Source organism: Blautia sp. AF26-2 (genome assembly GCF_003460955.1).
Taxonomy (GTDB): domain Bacteria; phylum Bacillota; class Clostridia; order Lachnospirales; family Lachnospiraceae; genus Fusicatenibacter; species Fusicatenibacter saccharivorans.
Genome location: NZ_QTWD01000010.1, coordinates 149532 through 164215, shown reverse-complemented (window position 1 = coordinate 164215; position 14684 = coordinate 149532). Strand labels below are relative to the sequence as shown.

Here is a 14684-nt window from a genome sequence, read left to right as displayed (position 1 = left end):
GTTACTAATCGGTCGAGGGCTTGACCTGAATGGTTGTGTTCACAAAAAATGGAATGATAGATGTGTAGTGTATGCGGTTTTGAAGGTATATCGGAAGGACCATCGGAGAGATCCGATGGTTTTTTACTGTTAAAAAATAAAAGAAAGAGCGCTGCTAATGAGAAAAAATACTCATTAACAGCGCTTTTCATTTCACAGAAAAAGCAGTATTATGGGGTTAGAAGAGTCTAACACAAAACAGACTCTTACACACTCAGGAAAAAAGATGCAGGGAGGAAAGTTATGTTTCTTGAGATTAATAACCTGAAGAAGAGTTTTGGAACCGGTGAAAGCCGTGTGGAGGTCTTAAAGGAAATTCAGTTTTCTGTGGAAAAAGGTGAAATCTGTGTTCTCCTCGGTCCATCCGGTTCCGGTAAATCGACACTGTTGAATATTATCGGCGGAATCGACGAGGCGGACAGCGGTTCGATCGTGATTGAAGGCGAAAAAATTGAGGATATGAATGAAAAAACGCTGACACGGTATAGACGAAAACATTTAGGATACGTTTTCCAGATGTACAATCTGATTCCAAACCTGACGGTGAAAGAAAATATGGAAGTTGGCGCATACTTAAGCGATCATCCGCTCGACATCAACGATCTGTTAAAGACACTGGGGCTCTATGACCACCGCGACAAGCTGCCGAACCAGCTCTCTGGCGGTCAGCAGCAGCGTACTTCAATCGGAAGAGCTATCATCAAAAATCCAAGCATTCTGCTCTGTGATGAGCCGACAGGTGCACTCGATTACCATACTTCAAAAGAAATTTTGAAGCTGATCGAGGACGTCAATCAGAAGTACGGCAACACCGTCATCATGGTAACACACAATGATGCGATCAAAAACATGGCGGACCGCGTGATTCGTCTGCGCGACGGCCAGATCCGTAAAAACTACGTCAATGAGACCAAAATCGCCGCCGGCGATCTGGACTGGTAAAGCGGGGTGGAAGTATGAAAAATCCATTACGAAAACGCCTGCTGCGGGAACTGAAGAACGATATTGGAAAATATCTCGTTATTTTTCTGTTTATGACGGCGACGATTGGCTTTGTGTCCGGTTTTCTCGTTGCGGATGAGAGCATGCTGTATGCTTACGATGAAAGCTTTGAAAAATACAACGTGGAAAACGGAAATTTTACAACAGAACAGAAGCTCACCGACAACCAGAGAACACGGCTGGAAAAAGAGAAGGTAACGATTTACGAGAATTTCTATAAAGACGAAGATGCCGACACGGATCTGGATTCGGAACCAGAGAGCACGATCCGTCTTTTTAAAAACAGAACAGAGGTCAATCTGGTCTGCCTGATGAAAGGCGAAATGCCGCAGCAGAAGGATGAAATTGCAATTGACCGTATGTATGCGGACAATAATGACCTGCAGGTCGGTGATGTGATCTCGGTTGATAAAAAAGAACTGACGGTTACCGGTCTTGTGGCACTTTCGGATTACAGTGCGCTGTTCAGCAATTCGAGTGACATGATGTTCGATGCGGTTAAATTCGGTGTGGGAATCATGACCGAAGAAGGGTATGATGCCATTACCGATGACCATATCAAATACTGCTATTCCTGGAAATACGATACGGAACCGAAAGATGAAAACGAGGAAAAAGAATGGTCCGATGATTTCGTCGAGGTTCTGGCGGCTCATTCCTCGCTGACGGGTTATCTGCCGCGCTACGGCAATCAGGCAATCAAATTTACCGGTGACGATATGGGCGGTGACAAGGCGATGGTGGAGATACTGCTGTACATCCTGATTGCCATCATGGCGTTCATTTTTGCAGTTACGACAAACAATACGATTGTAAAAGAAGCGTCGGTGATCGGAACGCTGCGCGCATCCGGCTATACGAGACGGGAACTTCTGCTGCATTATCTGTCCCTGCCGGTACTGATTACGATTTTGTCGGCGGTGATTGGAAATATTCTGGGATACACCGTGTTTAAAGATATCTGCGCCGGTATGTATTATGGAAGCTACAGTCTGCCGACGTATCAGACGCGGTGGAATGCCAATGCATTTCTGCTCACGACCGTAATTCCGGCAATTCTGATGTTTGTGATCAACGCGGTGCTGATTTCCGGCCGTCTGCGTCTGTCACCGCTGCGTTTTCTGCGCCACGATTTTGCAAAGAAAGGAAAAAGCCATGCGGTGCGTCTTCCGAACTTCCGGTTCTTCTCGCGGTTTCGTCTGCGGATCCTGCTGCAGAACAAATCGAGTTACTTTACCCTGTTTCTCGGTATCGTATTTGCCAATATTCTGTTGCTGTTCGGTATGATGATGAAACCGCTGCTGTCACATTACCAGACGGAGGCGGTGGAAAATATGCTGGCAGATTACCAGTATATTTTAAATGTCCCGGATCCGATCGATGAGGATGATGAGTACACGCTGATGGGAATTGTGCAGAAACTTCTGACGCCATCGCTGAAGACAAATACGGAAGGCGTGGAAACGTTTGCTCTTACATCGCTGAAAAATATTCCGAAAAACCGGGAGGGCGAGAGCATTTCGGTATATGGAATTCAGAAAGACAGCAAATATGTTTCCGCTGAACTGTTTGAGGACGGCGTGACGATTTCCGACGGTTATGCCGAAAAATATGGAATGAAAGTCGGCGATACACTGGAACTGAAAGAGCCGTATGAGGACAAAACGTACAGCTTTGAAGTAAAAAGCATTTATGCCTACCCGGGAGCCCTTGCGGTATTTCTGCCGATGGATGTCTTCTGCGAGGAATTCGATCATCCAGAGGACTACTTTAACGGCTATTTCTCCAACGAGCCGATCACGGACCTGGAGAAATCGTATATCGCGACGAAAATTACGGAAGATGATATGACAAAGATTTCACGGCAGCTCAATGTGTCGATGGGAGAAATGTTCCAGCTGATCAATGTTTTCTCGATTGTACTGTTCATGCTGCTGATTTATCTGCTGACGAAGCTGATCATCGAGAAGAATACGACTTCGATTTCGATGGTAAAGATTCTCGGCTACGAGAACAGGGAAATTTGGAGTCTGTATTTGACGGCGACAACCTGGGTTGTGATCGTCTCAATCGGTGTCAGCCTGATCATTGCCTCCGCGCTGATCCGCCAGATTTATGTCATTATGCTTTCCGAGTACAGCGGCTGGCTGACATACTATATTGATCCGGCAATTTACGGAAAAATGTATCTGATGGGCCTTGCGGCGTATGCTGTTATCGCTGTGCTGCAGTTCCGCCACATCCAAAAGATTCCGATGGACGAGGCACTGAAAAATGTAGAATAAAAAAAGTTACAGGAGAAATCTTGACAAGCCCGGGCAAAGTGTGGTATATTGCTCTCAAACTTGGTGTGGATTTTTCAACTTGTAATAAAGTTCTTTTCGCCACGCAATTATCGAAAGCAGATAATTGCGTGGCTTTTTTTGTGGCAATGGAGCAAAGTCCGTGCCTGCACGTAAGCCCACCACAGAAAAGATCACAAATGGAGGTAATAATGAACGAAAACTTTATGAAAGAAAAGCCAGTATTTCCACTGCTGGTTTCGATGGCGCTTCCAATGGTAATCTCGATGCTGGTCAATTCCTTATATAACATTGTGGACAGCTTCTTTGTCGCACAGATCAGCGAAGATGCCATGACGGCGCTCTCCCTGGTTTATCCGGTACAGAATTTTGTAAATGCCGTTGCCATCGGTTTTGGAATCGGACTGAATGCGGTGATTTCGTATTATCTGGGAGCGGGTGACAAAAAGGCAGCCGGCTGTGCTGCAACACAGGGCCTTGCCCTTACCATGCTGCATGCGGTTATTTTAACGATCGGAAGCCTTCTGGTCATCGAGCGTTTCCTGCGGATGTTTTCTTCTTCCGAAACTGTCATCGATCTTGGTGTCCGGTATTCACGGATTATCTTTCTGTTTACCATAGCAATCATGGCAAACCTTTACTTTGAAAAGGTTTTTCAGGCAGTCGGCCGGATGAAAGTGACGATGACCGGTATGATGGTCGGCTGTATTGTCAACATCATTCTGGATCCGCTCATTATTTTCGGAATCGGACCGTTCCCACGTCTTGGAATTGAGGGTGCGGCACTTGCAACCGGCATCGGTCAGGTGACACCGGTCGTGATTTACTGGATCATTTACAAGATCCGCCCGATTTCGGTCAAAATCCGTCCGGAATATTTAAAAGAAGGAAAAAATCTGGTCGGAAGACTGTACGCGATCGGCGTCCCGGCGATCCTGAACCTGGCGCTGCCGTCTCTTCTGATTTCCGCACTGAATGGAATCCTGGCCGTGTATTCCCAGAGCTACGTTGTCGTGCTCGGCATTTACTACAAGCTGCAGACGTTCATCTATCTGACAGCAAACGGCATTGTACAGGGCATGCGCCCGATTATCGGCTTCAACTACGGCGCAGGCGAGCATAAGCGTGTGCGGAAGATTTATGAGATCACCCTGATTATGTGTGCGGTGATCATGCTTATTGGAACCGGCATCTGCCTTGCCATTCCGGAACAGCTGATCGGACTGTTCAGCAGCAATCCGGAGACCATCCGTCTTGGCGGACAGGCGCTGACACGCATCAGCGTGGGCTTTTTGATTTCGGCAGTTTCCATCACATCCTCCGGTGCGCTGGAGGGACTCGGAAAAGGCGGATCTTCCCTGATCATTTCCCTCTGCCGAAATGTCATTGTCATTCTCCCGGCAGCTTACCTGCTGTCCCATCTGGGAGGCGGCGTTTTCGTATGGCATGCCTTCTGGATCACAGAGGTCATTTCCGCAGCGGTTTCTCTTGTGGTATACCGCCGCGCAGTACGAAGATAAAAAATATAAGAAGAAAAGAAAAGCGGCCTCTTGTGGAAGGAGGCTTTTCTTTTTATAATAGATAATACAGACGTAAGAATTAAGTAAAGATTTTTTTGAATATTCATGGTACCATTACGGTAGTTAAAAACAGAGAGGATGGAAACGACGTGGAAGAAACAAATATTTTAGTTGTGGATGATGAAAAAGAAATCGCGGATCTGCTGGAAATTTATCTGATCAGCGATGGATTTCAGGTATTAAAAGCGTACAGTGCAAAAGAGGGACTCCGCATTCTGGAGGAGAAAAAAATCGACCTGGTGCTGCTCGATGTGATGATGCCGGATATGGACGGTATTGCGATGTGCCGCCGCATCCGGGAGACGAACAACATTCCGATCATCATGGTAAGTGCCAAAACGCAGGATATCGACAAGATCGTCGGTCTGTCAACGGGAGCAGACGATTACGTGGCAAAACCGTTCAATCCGCTGGAGCTGATGGCGCGTGTAAAATCCCAGCTCCGCCGCTACCGCGAACTGAATCCGTCGAAGCCGCACGAGCGCCAGGAAGTGATTTCCTTAAAGCATCTGGAAATCAACAAGGTAACCCATCAGGTTGTCTGCTACGGAGAAAGCATCAAGCTGACACCGATTGAATTTGATATTCTGTATCTGCTGGCCTCCAACCCGGGCCGCGTGTTCGGTACAGACGAAATTTTCGAGCGCGTCTGGCATGAAAAATTCTATGAGGCGAACAACACGGTTATGGTACATATCCGCCGTCTGCGCGGAAAAATGAAAGACGACACAAGAGAAGATAAGATTATTACAACAGTCTGGGGAGTGGGATACAAAATTGAAGCCTGATTTTATAAAAAACTTCAGCCAGAGGATGGTCTTTGATCTGATTGTAAGTGCACTTGTCACGGTGCTTGTAGTGACGCTTACCGACGGGATTCTGACCTTTTTCGGCAATGGACTGATGAACATCGGTTACCGGAGCGCCTGGATCGGACCGGGAGGCCTCCGCCCATCGGTGCGGACGATGATTCTGACGGCGGCTGCGCTGCTTTCGTTCTGCCTGACCTTTTATTTCCTGATGCGCGAAACCATCCGATACATTGGGAAGATTCTGGAAAAGGTAAAGGAGATATCAGCAGGGGATTTTGATCATCCGATCGAGGTAAAGGGAAATGACGAGTTTTCTGTGATGGCGGAGAACTTAAATACGATGCAGCAGAATATCAAGGAAATTATGGAACGGGAACGGATCGCGGAGCATACGAAAAACGATCTCGTCTCATCCGTGGCACATGACCTCCGTACGCCGCTGACTTCGATTATCGGCTATCTCGGCTGGGTGCGCACGCGGACGGATCTGGATGAGGAGACGAGAAATCATTATATCGATATTGCCTATCAGAAAGCACTCCGTCTGGAGCAGCTCACGAACGAGCTGTTTGGATTCGTCAAGCTGGAGCACAAAGAGATGCAGCTGCATCTCGGAAAACTTGATCTGGTGCAGCTGATGGAGCAGATGCTCGACGAGATGACGCCGTCTTTTGTGAAAAATGAGCTTCAGGTGGAATTTCTGCATGCGGAACATGCGATTTTTCTCGAGGCGGACGGTGAGCTGCTGGCACGGCTCTTTGGAAATCTGCTGAACAATGCTGTCAAATACGGAAAAGAAGGAAAACAGATCCGCGTCTCAATGGAAAAAGAGGGCGAATATGTGGTCACGCGTGTCATTAACTACGGACGGATCATTCCAAAACAGGAACTGGATCATATTTTCCAGAAATTTTACCGGACAGAGCAGTCGAGGAGCCGCGATACCGGCGGGACGGGACTTGGACTTGCGATTGTACAGCAGATTGCGGAACTGCATCACGGACAGGTGCGGGTAAAAAGTGATCTGCAGGGAACCGTCTTTGAGGTGGAACTGCCGGTCGGAATGCCAAAGGGGAAGAAAGAGGACGAAAAGCGATGAACAGGAAAAGAAGAAGCAAAATCTGCTGTCTGTCCGGTATTTTGCTGCTGATTCTGCTTCTGGCGGGAGTTCAGAGGGTGTCTGCGATGACAACGCGGACAGAACTTTATCAGAACACGCCGTCGGATGGCGGAAGAAGCGGCGGGAAAGAAAAGCAGCTTCTTGCCAACAGCTACGCAGGGGAATACCAGATTGATTTTTCTTATGGATTCGAAGGAAACTATCAGGATGGGAATCACGTACCGATTCGTGTGACAATCACAAATGAGAGCGCTGTTGAATTTGAAGGATACTTTGTTTTTCAGATAAAAAACGCCGCGGAATCGATTTACCGCAGAAACAGTGGAGAAGGCATTCTCTCAAAACTGTTTTTGGGGGTCAAGCGGTCGGGCGATGGAAGAAACAGCCTTTTTACGTACCGTTTTCCAATCTATATTCCGGCGAACGGAACCGTTACAAAGACTTTTTCGGCAGGGCTTCTGGTGGAAAATACGTCTTTTTGTGTCCTGTGCCTGGAGAACAGCCAGAGGGACACGGTGTACAGTCGGGAAGAAACGATTTCGAGTGAAGGCTTCTTCCAGTCCAAGGTGGAAGTCTGCGTTGTGGAAGAAGAAACTAATTACGGGCAGCAGCTGAATGGAGTTACGCTGAACGACGGGATTTATGAGGTGGAAGCTGCATCTGTCCGGGCAGAGGAGCTTGTCGGGCTTGCGGAGTCGTATTCGCCGGAGGTGCTGATCCTTCTGGAGCAGTCAAAAGAAGAACTGGATGAGACACTCCAGAAAGAAATTGATCTCTGGCAGGCAGAGGGAGGTCTTCTGATTACCTTTTCGGGAAACGAGACATTTGCGGAAAGCCAGCGCAGTGCGTTTAAAGAAGCGCCGGTAGATTTTCTGAAAAATATTCTGGACGAAGAGACCACCAGCCGCCTTCTGGCAAAACGAAATACGAATTATCAGAAATACTATACGATTTCCGATCTTCTGGAAAACACTAGGATCCGGAACCGTCCGAATACGGTGCTGTACGGCGGCCTGATTCTGGTCTATCTGGTTCTGGCAGGGCCGGGATTGTATTTCTTTTTGAAAAAAACAGGAAAACGTCAGTATCTCTGGGGGGCGATCTGTGCCTGCTCGGCCGTCTTTGTTATGCTGATCAGTCTGTTTGGCCAGAGCACGAGGCTCAAGGCCCCGGTGCTGACGTATGTAAGAGAAATCTGGCAGTACGATACATACCAGAAAGATTACATTAATTTCTGTGCACAGGCGCCGTACAATGCTTCCTATGAGCTGTATCTGGATCCGTCCTACGATCTGGTGACGTACAACCGTATGGACTATATGTCCAACAGCACGGCACAGCCGGAAACGGAGGATGCGGAATATGAAAAGACGGAGATCAGTTTCGGAGAACAGAAAAACAGGGCAGAAATTTCCAATCAGGCTGCATTTGCCCTGAATGAGTTCGGCATGCAGCGGATGGAAACGCTGGACGAAGGCGAAGGACTGAAAGGCACGTTTCATTTCTGGGATCAGAAGATCAGCGGAACCGTGGAAAATAAGACAGGCTATGATCTGGAGAGCTGTGTGATCGCCGTTCCAGGTTACTGTGCCCTCATTGGAGACATCAAAAACGGGGAGACGATCACGCTGGATGGAATAGAAGCGGACAGCGTGCGGGAGTTCGGAAATTGGAGTGCGGCAGAAGATCTGCCGGAGATAGAGAAAAATTATCTGGACGGCGTCATCTATAATCACATGCCAAACCGGAGTGACAACTGCCTTTTCTTTGGAAAGCTGGCAGGCAATGACGATACGTTCCAGCTTGACAGCGGATACGAAGCGTATGGAATCTCGTATTACTATCAGGAAGTGTCTGTGGACATGAAAGAGGCCGGCGTTGTGTACTGTCCGTATGCGCAGGAGTACAGCGGATGGGACGGTGGAAACACGGTAAGCTTTGAAATGGGACCGAATTCCGGCGGAATCTCGGAAGAGGAAACAGAAGTAACGTATTATCTGAACGGTGTCTTTGAAAACAACAACATCTGGTGTCTGTATGGAATGTATGCTAAAGGCGTGATGCAGCCGGATTCCGAGGGAATCTATGATCCTGCATTCTGGCCGTATGCGATGACGGCGTTAGAAGATAAGATCCAGGCGGCAGAAACCGGCGGGGGAGGAAAACGGGGAACCATTCTTTCGCTTGCTTTCGAGAAAGCCCGCACGGAGGATGGGACCAAGATCCGGAATTTCAATGGAATCATTGAGCTGTACAATTTTCAGACGGGAACGTATGATGAAATTTCCGACTGGGAGATCGATTTTGCGAGTGATCCGGCACTGGAGGCGCAGTATGTGAATGCGGACAACCAGATCCGTGTGCGGTACCGTCTTTCCGAAGAGGAAAAGGGAGAAGAGTATCATGAAAATTATGGATACTATGAGGCACCGAATCTGATCGTAAAGGCGAAAGAGATCCCACCGGAGCAATATCTGGAGAACCTGTTAACGGAGGAGCCAAATGCCGATACTGAAAATTGAGAAACTGACCAAAAAATACGGAAAAACATATGCCCTGAACGGTCTTGATATGGAAGTAAAAAAAGGCGATATTTACGGCTTTGTCGGACCGAATGGTGCGGGAAAAACAACGACGCTGCGCATTATTTCAGGGCTTTTAAAGAGCGACGGCGGCGATCTGTGGCTGGACGGCGTGCGGACGACAAAAAATATTCTGAAGCAGAAAAGCCTGATCGGCTTTGTGCCTGATTTCTTTGGCGTCTATGAAAACTTAAGCGTGATAGAGTATCTGGAATTTTTTGCCGCATCGTATGGAATTTACGGGCGGGCAGGAACTGTCCGTGCGCGGGAAGTGCTGGAGATGGTCGAACTATCGGGAAAAGAGGAGCAGATGGTGGATTCGCTCTCAAGGGGCATACAGCAGCGGCTCTGTCTGGCGCGCGCGATGATCCATAAACCGAAGCTTCTGGTGCTGGACGAACCGAATTCCGGTCTGGATCCGCGTTCGAGAAAGGATTTTCAGCTTCTCCTGCAGCGATTGGCGCGGGAGGATTATACGATTCTGATCAGCTCCCATATTCTTTCGGAATTAGCAGATCTGTGCACCAGCATCGGTGTCATCAACGGAGGTGTCATGGTACAGCAGGGAAAGCTGGAAAACATTATGCTTGCGATCGACAGCTCCAATCCGCTGCGCATCACTGTGCTGAACCAGGTGCCAAAGGCGCTGGAACTATTGCGGCAGGATCCGCAGGTCAGCCGCCTTTCTGTGGATGAAAACAAGATTGCGGCCTGGTTTTCGGGAAGCCGGGAGGAGGAGGCGTATCTGCTGCAGAAACTGGTGGATGCCGGAATCCTTGTGGTTTCATTTGCACGGGAACACAACAGCCTGGAGTCCCTGTTCTTTCATCTGACCGGGGAAACGGAACAGAAGAGCCGAAACACAGAAACGTTCGGAAACACGATCGGATAAGGAGGGAACGAAACGTGCGGTTAAATCCTGTATTTGAAAAAGAAATGAAGCGGAACTCGCGGTCATCGCGGATTTCCTGGATTATTTTTGTCTGCAATCTGCTGCTTGCCGTGGTTGCGTTTGTCTGCTATTTCGGGGAGAGCAGCCAGCTTGGCTATCTGGCACCGGTCAGCTACAGCGTTCCGATGAACTGCTATATTCTGATGACGTATCTTCTGTTTATTCTCGTTGTCCTTTCGGTTCCGGCGGTTGCGGGAGGAAGCATTTCGCTGGAGCGTGAGAAAAAAACGCTGGATGTGCTGCTGACGACGAACCTGAACCCGTGGAGAATCATTACGGGAAAGCTGGAGGCATCGCTTGGCGTTGTTCTGATACTGACGGTTTCGGCACTGCCGGTGCTGTCCCTTGTTGTGGTGTTCGGCGGTATCGGCCTTGGCGGACTGCTTCTGATGGCGGGAGGCCTTCTTCTGACCGGAATTTTTGTCGGCAGTATTGGCATTTTCTGTTCGGTTGTTTTTAAGCGGACCACACTGGCGACCGTTCTTTCCTATGTCATTGTCGTTTTTCTGGTCGTAGGAATATGCGCCTGCACGGGGCTTGCCTACTACGCAGGACTGCTGCAGCAGGAGATGACGGCAGCTTATCAGCAGATCGATGTAGGAGGTGTAATTTACCTTCTTCTTTTCAATCCGTTTACCTCGTTTGCGGGGATCATCAGCCGCCAGCTTGGGAATGGAAGAGAGATGGAACAGCTCTGCTATCTGCTTGGAAATTACGGACAGAATCCGCTGATCCATTATCTGCCGGAGGCGAGTGCCGTTCTGCAGCTTCTGATATCAGCCGTTCTTCTTGTGACGGCGGGAAGAAAGCTGAATCCATTAAATAAATAACAGGAGTAAAAGAGAAGATGAAACCATTTTGTTTTAGCCTTTCCGGAATTTATGAGTCCGAAGGATATGCCTGGGAGCAGGCGGGAAAGATCTGGGATCTGAGAGAGCTCCGGGGAACTGACGGTTATCTCGATCCGGAGACGGAGCAGTTTCTGGAAGCGGAACTTGGCCGAAAAAAAGAAACGAAAGAGCTGCCGCGGATCCGCCTTCTGGATTCTGGCAATTATCACTATATGAGCAAATTGCTGCTGGGACTGGAAAAAGAAGATTTGTTTTTAGCCGTATTCGACCACCATACCGATATGCAGCCGCCGGCGCTTCTTCCGGTGCTCTCCTGCGGTTCCTGGATCCGGGATGCTGCCGGGGCGTATCAAAACATCAAAGGAATCTGTGTAATCGGCCCGCCGGAGGCGTCGGTGCGGGAAACGGAAGCGATGGAGCATGTCTGGTTTGTGACACAGGAAGAGCTCGACGACGGAAGCGGAGCGGCGAAGATCAAAGAGGTTTTTGCATCCCATGCGGGAACATTTCCGGTATATCTGTCGGTCGATAAGGACATTCTGTCAAAGGAGGAGCTTGATACGAACTGGGATCAGGGAAATGTGCGTGTGGATGAGCTGCTGTCCCTTGCAAAGGACTGTCTTGCGGGGAGAAAGGTGCTCGCGGTCGATCTCTGCGGAGAGCCGTCGGCGAACGCGCCGGAGGCGGAGTGCAGCGCGGCAAGTCTGGTAAACCAGAAGCTGTACGGCGCGCTTGCGGCAAAAATCGAAGATTGACAAAGCCTGGGCAAAAGAGTATCATAAATTCATACCCAGACGGGGTATATAGAGTGACGGAACACAAGGAGGAAACCTCATGGGTGAATGTTGTACACACTGCAGTGAATGCGACCGGAAAAAAGTGCGGGACGAAAAAGAATACAAAGATCTGATCCACCGTCTTTCGAGAATTGAAGGCCAGGTGCGCGGAATACGGGAAATGGTGGAGAGCGACCGCTACTGCGTCGATATCCTGACCCAGGTATCCGCGATCCAGTCTGCATTAAACAGCTTCAACAAGGTACTGCTTTCCAGCCACATCAAATCCTGCGTTGTGGAGGATATCCGGCAGGGAAAAGAAGGCGCCGTGGATGAGCTCTGTAAAACCATCCAGAAGCTGATGAAATAAGAAGGAGAAGAAGAAAATGAAAGCATATGAAAGATTACTGAATTATGTTAAAGTGCCGACACCGAGCAATGAGAAGAGCGGAACCCATCCGTCTTCCGAGTGTCAGAGAGTCCTGGCAGACCAGCTTGCAGAAGAAATGAAAGCGCTCGGTGTATCGGATGTCCGTGTAGAGGATAAATGCTACGTCTATGGAAAAATTCCGGCAACAAAAGGATACGAAGGAAAGACAAAACTGGGATTTATCGCACACATGGATACGGTATCTGATTTTGCAGATCATGCGGTAAATCCGATCGTACATGAAAATTATGACGGAAAGGATCTGAAGCTGGCTGACAGCGGAAGAACACTGGAGGTTTCGGTATTCCCGCATCTTCCATCCCTGGCCGGCAGAACGCTGATCACAAGCGATGGAACAACGGTGCTCGGTGCAGACGACAAGGCGGGCGTGGCAGAGATTATGACACTGGCAGAAGCCCTTCTTGCCGGAGAAATCCCGCACGGTCCGATTTCCATCGGATTTACACCGGATGAGGAGATCGGTGAAGGCCCTGACTTTTTTGATGTTCCAGGCTTTGACGCGGAGTTTGCCTATACCGTGGACGGCGGCACAGAGGGAGAAATCGAATTCGAAAACTTCAATGCAGCCGGAGCGAAATTCACGGTGACCGGATTTAACATCCACCCAGGCGGAGCAAAAGACACGATGATCAATGCAATCGCTGTTGCAAGCGAGATCCAGTCTCTTCTGCCGGAAGCAGAGTCCCCGAGAAATACCGAAGGATATGAAGGCTTCTATCATCTGACCAGTATGTCCGGCGATGTGGCACATGCCGAGTCCGAGTACATCATCCGTGATCACGATGCAGAGAAATTTGCAGCAAAAGAAGAGAATCTGCGCCAGATTGAAAAAGCAATGAATGAAAAATACGGCGAGGGAACGGTAAAACTGGAGATCAAAGAGCAGTACCGCAACATGGCTGAGAAGATCCGTCCTTGCTACCATCTGATTGAGAATGCCGAAGAGGCAGCCAGAAGAGCCGGCATGGAGCCGATTGTTCTTCCGATCCGCGGCGGCACAGACGGCGCACGCTTAAGCTTCATGGGGCTGCCGTGCCCGAACATCGGAACCGGCGGATATGCATGCCATGGACCGTATGAGCACATTACCGTTGAGGGGATGGAAAAGACGATGGCAATGCTGAAAGAACTGGTTAAGATCTACGCAGAATAAAAGAGTTGTCAGAAAAAAGGAAAAGTCCGGCAGAAAACTGCCGGGCTTTTTTGCTGGCGTTTATGATAGGAAGAAAAAAATCAGCACAGCAAAAAACGGAGCCATGCAGGCTCCGATTAAAAGCAGTTCGTAGGGGAATCGAACCCCTGTTTTCGCCGTGAGAGGGCGACGTCTTAGCCTCTTGACCAACGAACCATATGATATAGAACAGAATTTTTAAAAGAGAAGGAACTCTGTGAAACCTTCAACAGTTCGTAGGGGAATCGAACCCCTGTTTTCGCCGTGAGAGGGCGACGTCTTAGCCTCTTGACCAACGAACCGTATGATATAGAACAGAATTTTTAAAGAGAAGGGATTCTGTAAAACCTTCAACAGTTCGTAGGGGAATCGAACCCCTGTTTTCGCCGTGAGAGGGCGACGTCTTAGCCTCTTGACCAACGAACCGTATGATATAGAACAGAATTTTTAAAGAGAAGGGATTCTGTAAAACCTTCAACAGTTCGTAGGGGAATCGAACCCCTGTTTTCGCCGTGAGAGGGCGACGTCTTAGCCTCTTGACCAACGAACCGTATGATATAGAACAGAATTTTTAAAGAGAAGGGATTCTGCAAAACCTTCAACAGTTCGTAGGGGAATCGAACCCCTGTTTTCGCCGTGAGAGGGCGACGTCTTAGCCTCTTGACCAACGAACCGTATGATATAAAACAGAATTTTTAAAGAGAAGGGATTCTGCAAAACCTTCAACAGTTCGTAGGGGAATCGAACCCCTGTTTTCGCCGTGAGAGGGCGACGTCTTAGCCTCTTGACCAACGAACCGTATGATATAAAACAGAATTTTTAAAGAGAAGGGATTCTGCAAAACCTTCAACAGTTCGTAGGGGAATCGAACCCCTGTTTTCGCCGTGAGAGGGCGACGTCTTAGCCTCTTGACCAACGAACCATGTCGCTTAAAACAGGATTTTTAAGAGAGAAAGCATCCTGCCAACCTTCAACAGTTCGTAGGGGAATCGAACCCCTGTTTTCGCCGTGAGAGGGCGACGTCTTAGCCTCTTGACCAACGAAC

The 14684-nt window shown here is 48.8% G+C and carries 11 protein-coding genes and 8 tRNA genes; 11 read left to right on the top strand and 8 right to left on the bottom strand.

What is annotated here, in order from left to right; translation table 11 throughout:
* Window positions 1-282: 282 nt before the first annotated feature.
* The 11 genes from DWY63_RS13890 to pepT all read left to right on the top strand — a co-directional run bounded on the left by DWY63_RS13890 (window position 283) and on the right by pepT (window position 13621).
* Window positions 283-981, top strand: coding sequence for an ABC transporter ATP-binding protein (locus tag DWY63_RS13890; protein ID WP_117802463.1), 699 nt, complete (start codon window positions 283-285; stop codon window positions 979-981).
* Between the two features lie 14 nt (window positions 982-995).
* Window positions 996-3326: an ABC transporter permease gene (locus tag DWY63_RS13885; RefSeq protein ID WP_117802462.1), complete on the top strand. Its 2331-nt coding sequence runs from the start codon at window positions 996-998 to the stop codon at window positions 3324-3326.
* Window positions 3327-3535: 209 nt separating this feature from the next.
* Window positions 3536-4864, top strand: coding sequence for an MATE family efflux transporter (locus tag DWY63_RS13880; RefSeq protein ID WP_117510228.1), 1329 nt, complete (start codon window positions 3536-3538; stop codon window positions 4862-4864).
* A 149-nt stretch (window positions 4865-5013) separates the two neighbouring features.
* Window positions 5014-5712, top strand: a complete 699-nt coding sequence (locus tag DWY63_RS13875; RefSeq protein WP_022462401.1) for a response regulator transcription factor — start codon at window positions 5014-5016, stop codon at window positions 5710-5712.
* A complete protein-coding gene (locus DWY63_RS13870; protein WP_055228565.1) occupies window positions 5702-6835 on the top strand; it encodes a sensor histidine kinase in 1134 nt (377 codons plus the stop codon). Before DWY63_RS13875 ends, DWY63_RS13870 begins: the two co-directional genes overlap by 11 nt.
* Window positions 6832-9378, top strand: a complete 2547-nt coding sequence (locus DWY63_RS13865) for a hypothetical protein (RefSeq protein ID WP_117802461.1) — start codon at window positions 6832-6834, stop codon at window positions 9376-9378. Before DWY63_RS13870 ends, DWY63_RS13865 begins: the two co-directional genes overlap by 4 nt.
* Window positions 9365-10330, top strand: a complete 966-nt coding sequence (locus DWY63_RS13860; RefSeq protein ID WP_117510237.1) for an ABC transporter ATP-binding protein — start codon at window positions 9365-9367, stop codon at window positions 10328-10330. Before DWY63_RS13865 ends, DWY63_RS13860 begins: the two co-directional genes overlap by 14 nt.
* A 14-nt stretch (window positions 10331-10344) precedes the next feature.
* The gene (locus tag DWY63_RS13855; protein ID WP_055217680.1) at window positions 10345-11220 is read left to right on the top strand and encodes an ABC transporter permease; all 876 of its coding nucleotides are present in this window, start codon (window positions 10345-10347) and stop codon (window positions 11218-11220) included.
* 17 nt (window positions 11221-11237) lie between these two features.
* Window positions 11238-11996, top strand: coding sequence for an arginase family protein (locus tag DWY63_RS13850; protein WP_117802460.1), 759 nt, complete (start codon window positions 11238-11240; stop codon window positions 11994-11996).
* Between the two features lie 79 nt (window positions 11997-12075).
* The gene (locus DWY63_RS13845) at window positions 12076-12387 is read left to right on the top strand and encodes a metal-sensing transcriptional repressor (protein WP_022463104.1); all 312 of its coding nucleotides are present in this window, start codon (window positions 12076-12078) and stop codon (window positions 12385-12387) included.
* A gap of 16 nt (window positions 12388-12403) precedes the next feature.
* Entirely contained in the window at window positions 12404-13621 is a 1218-nt protein-coding gene (gene pepT, locus DWY63_RS13840) for a peptidase T (RefSeq protein WP_117802459.1), read from the top strand.
* 123 nt (window positions 13622-13744) lie between these two features.
* Here pepT and DWY63_RS13835 read toward each other — a convergent pair.
* The 8 genes from DWY63_RS13835 to DWY63_RS13800 all read right to left on the bottom strand — a co-directional run bounded on the left by DWY63_RS13835 (window position 13745) and on the right by DWY63_RS13800 (window position 14684).
* Window positions 13745-13816, bottom strand: a tRNA-Glu gene (locus tag DWY63_RS13835).
* A gap of 53 nt (window positions 13817-13869) precedes the next feature.
* Window positions 13870-13941, bottom strand: a tRNA-Glu gene (locus tag DWY63_RS13830).
* A 52-nt stretch (window positions 13942-13993) separates the two neighbouring features.
* Window positions 13994-14065, bottom strand: a tRNA-Glu gene (locus DWY63_RS13825).
* A 52-nt stretch (window positions 14066-14117) separates the two neighbouring features.
* A tRNA-Glu gene (locus DWY63_RS13820) sits at window positions 14118-14189 on the bottom strand.
* A 52-nt stretch (window positions 14190-14241) separates the two neighbouring features.
* Window positions 14242-14313: transfer RNA gene (locus tag DWY63_RS13815), tRNA-Glu, on the bottom strand.
* Between the two features lie 52 nt (window positions 14314-14365).
* Window positions 14366-14437 (bottom strand) — tRNA-Glu (locus DWY63_RS13810).
* A 52-nt stretch (window positions 14438-14489) separates the two neighbouring features.
* Window positions 14490-14561, bottom strand: a tRNA-Glu gene (locus tag DWY63_RS13805).
* 52 nt (window positions 14562-14613) lie between these two features.
* Window positions 14614-14684: transfer RNA gene (locus DWY63_RS13800), tRNA-Glu, on the bottom strand.

Bases quoted from the DNA above. Each gene is read 5' to 3' on its own strand.
- DWY63_RS13890 (WP_117802463.1), top strand. From the start codon at position 283: ATGTTTCTTGAGATTAATAACCTGAAGAAGAGTTTTGGAACCGGTGAA.
- DWY63_RS13880 (WP_117510228.1), top strand. From the start codon at position 3,536: ATGAACGAAAACTTTATGAAAGAAAAGCCAGTATTTCCACTGCTGGTT.
- pepT (WP_117802459.1), top strand. From the start codon at position 12,404: ATGAAAGCATATGAAAGATTACTGAATTATGTTAAAGTGCCGACACCG.
- DWY63_RS13865 (WP_117802461.1), top strand. From the start codon at position 6,832: ATGAACAGGAAAAGAAGAAGCAAAATCTGCTGTCTGTCCGGTATTTTG.
- DWY63_RS13850 (WP_117802460.1), top strand. From the start codon at position 11,238: ATGAAACCATTTTGTTTTAGCCTTTCCGGAATTTATGAGTCCGAAGGA.
- DWY63_RS13845 (WP_022463104.1), top strand. From the start codon at position 12,076: ATGGGTGAATGTTGTACACACTGCAGTGAATGCGACCGGAAAAAAGTG.
- DWY63_RS13885 (WP_117802462.1), top strand. From the start codon at position 996: ATGAAAAATCCATTACGAAAACGCCTGCTGCGGGAACTGAAGAACGAT.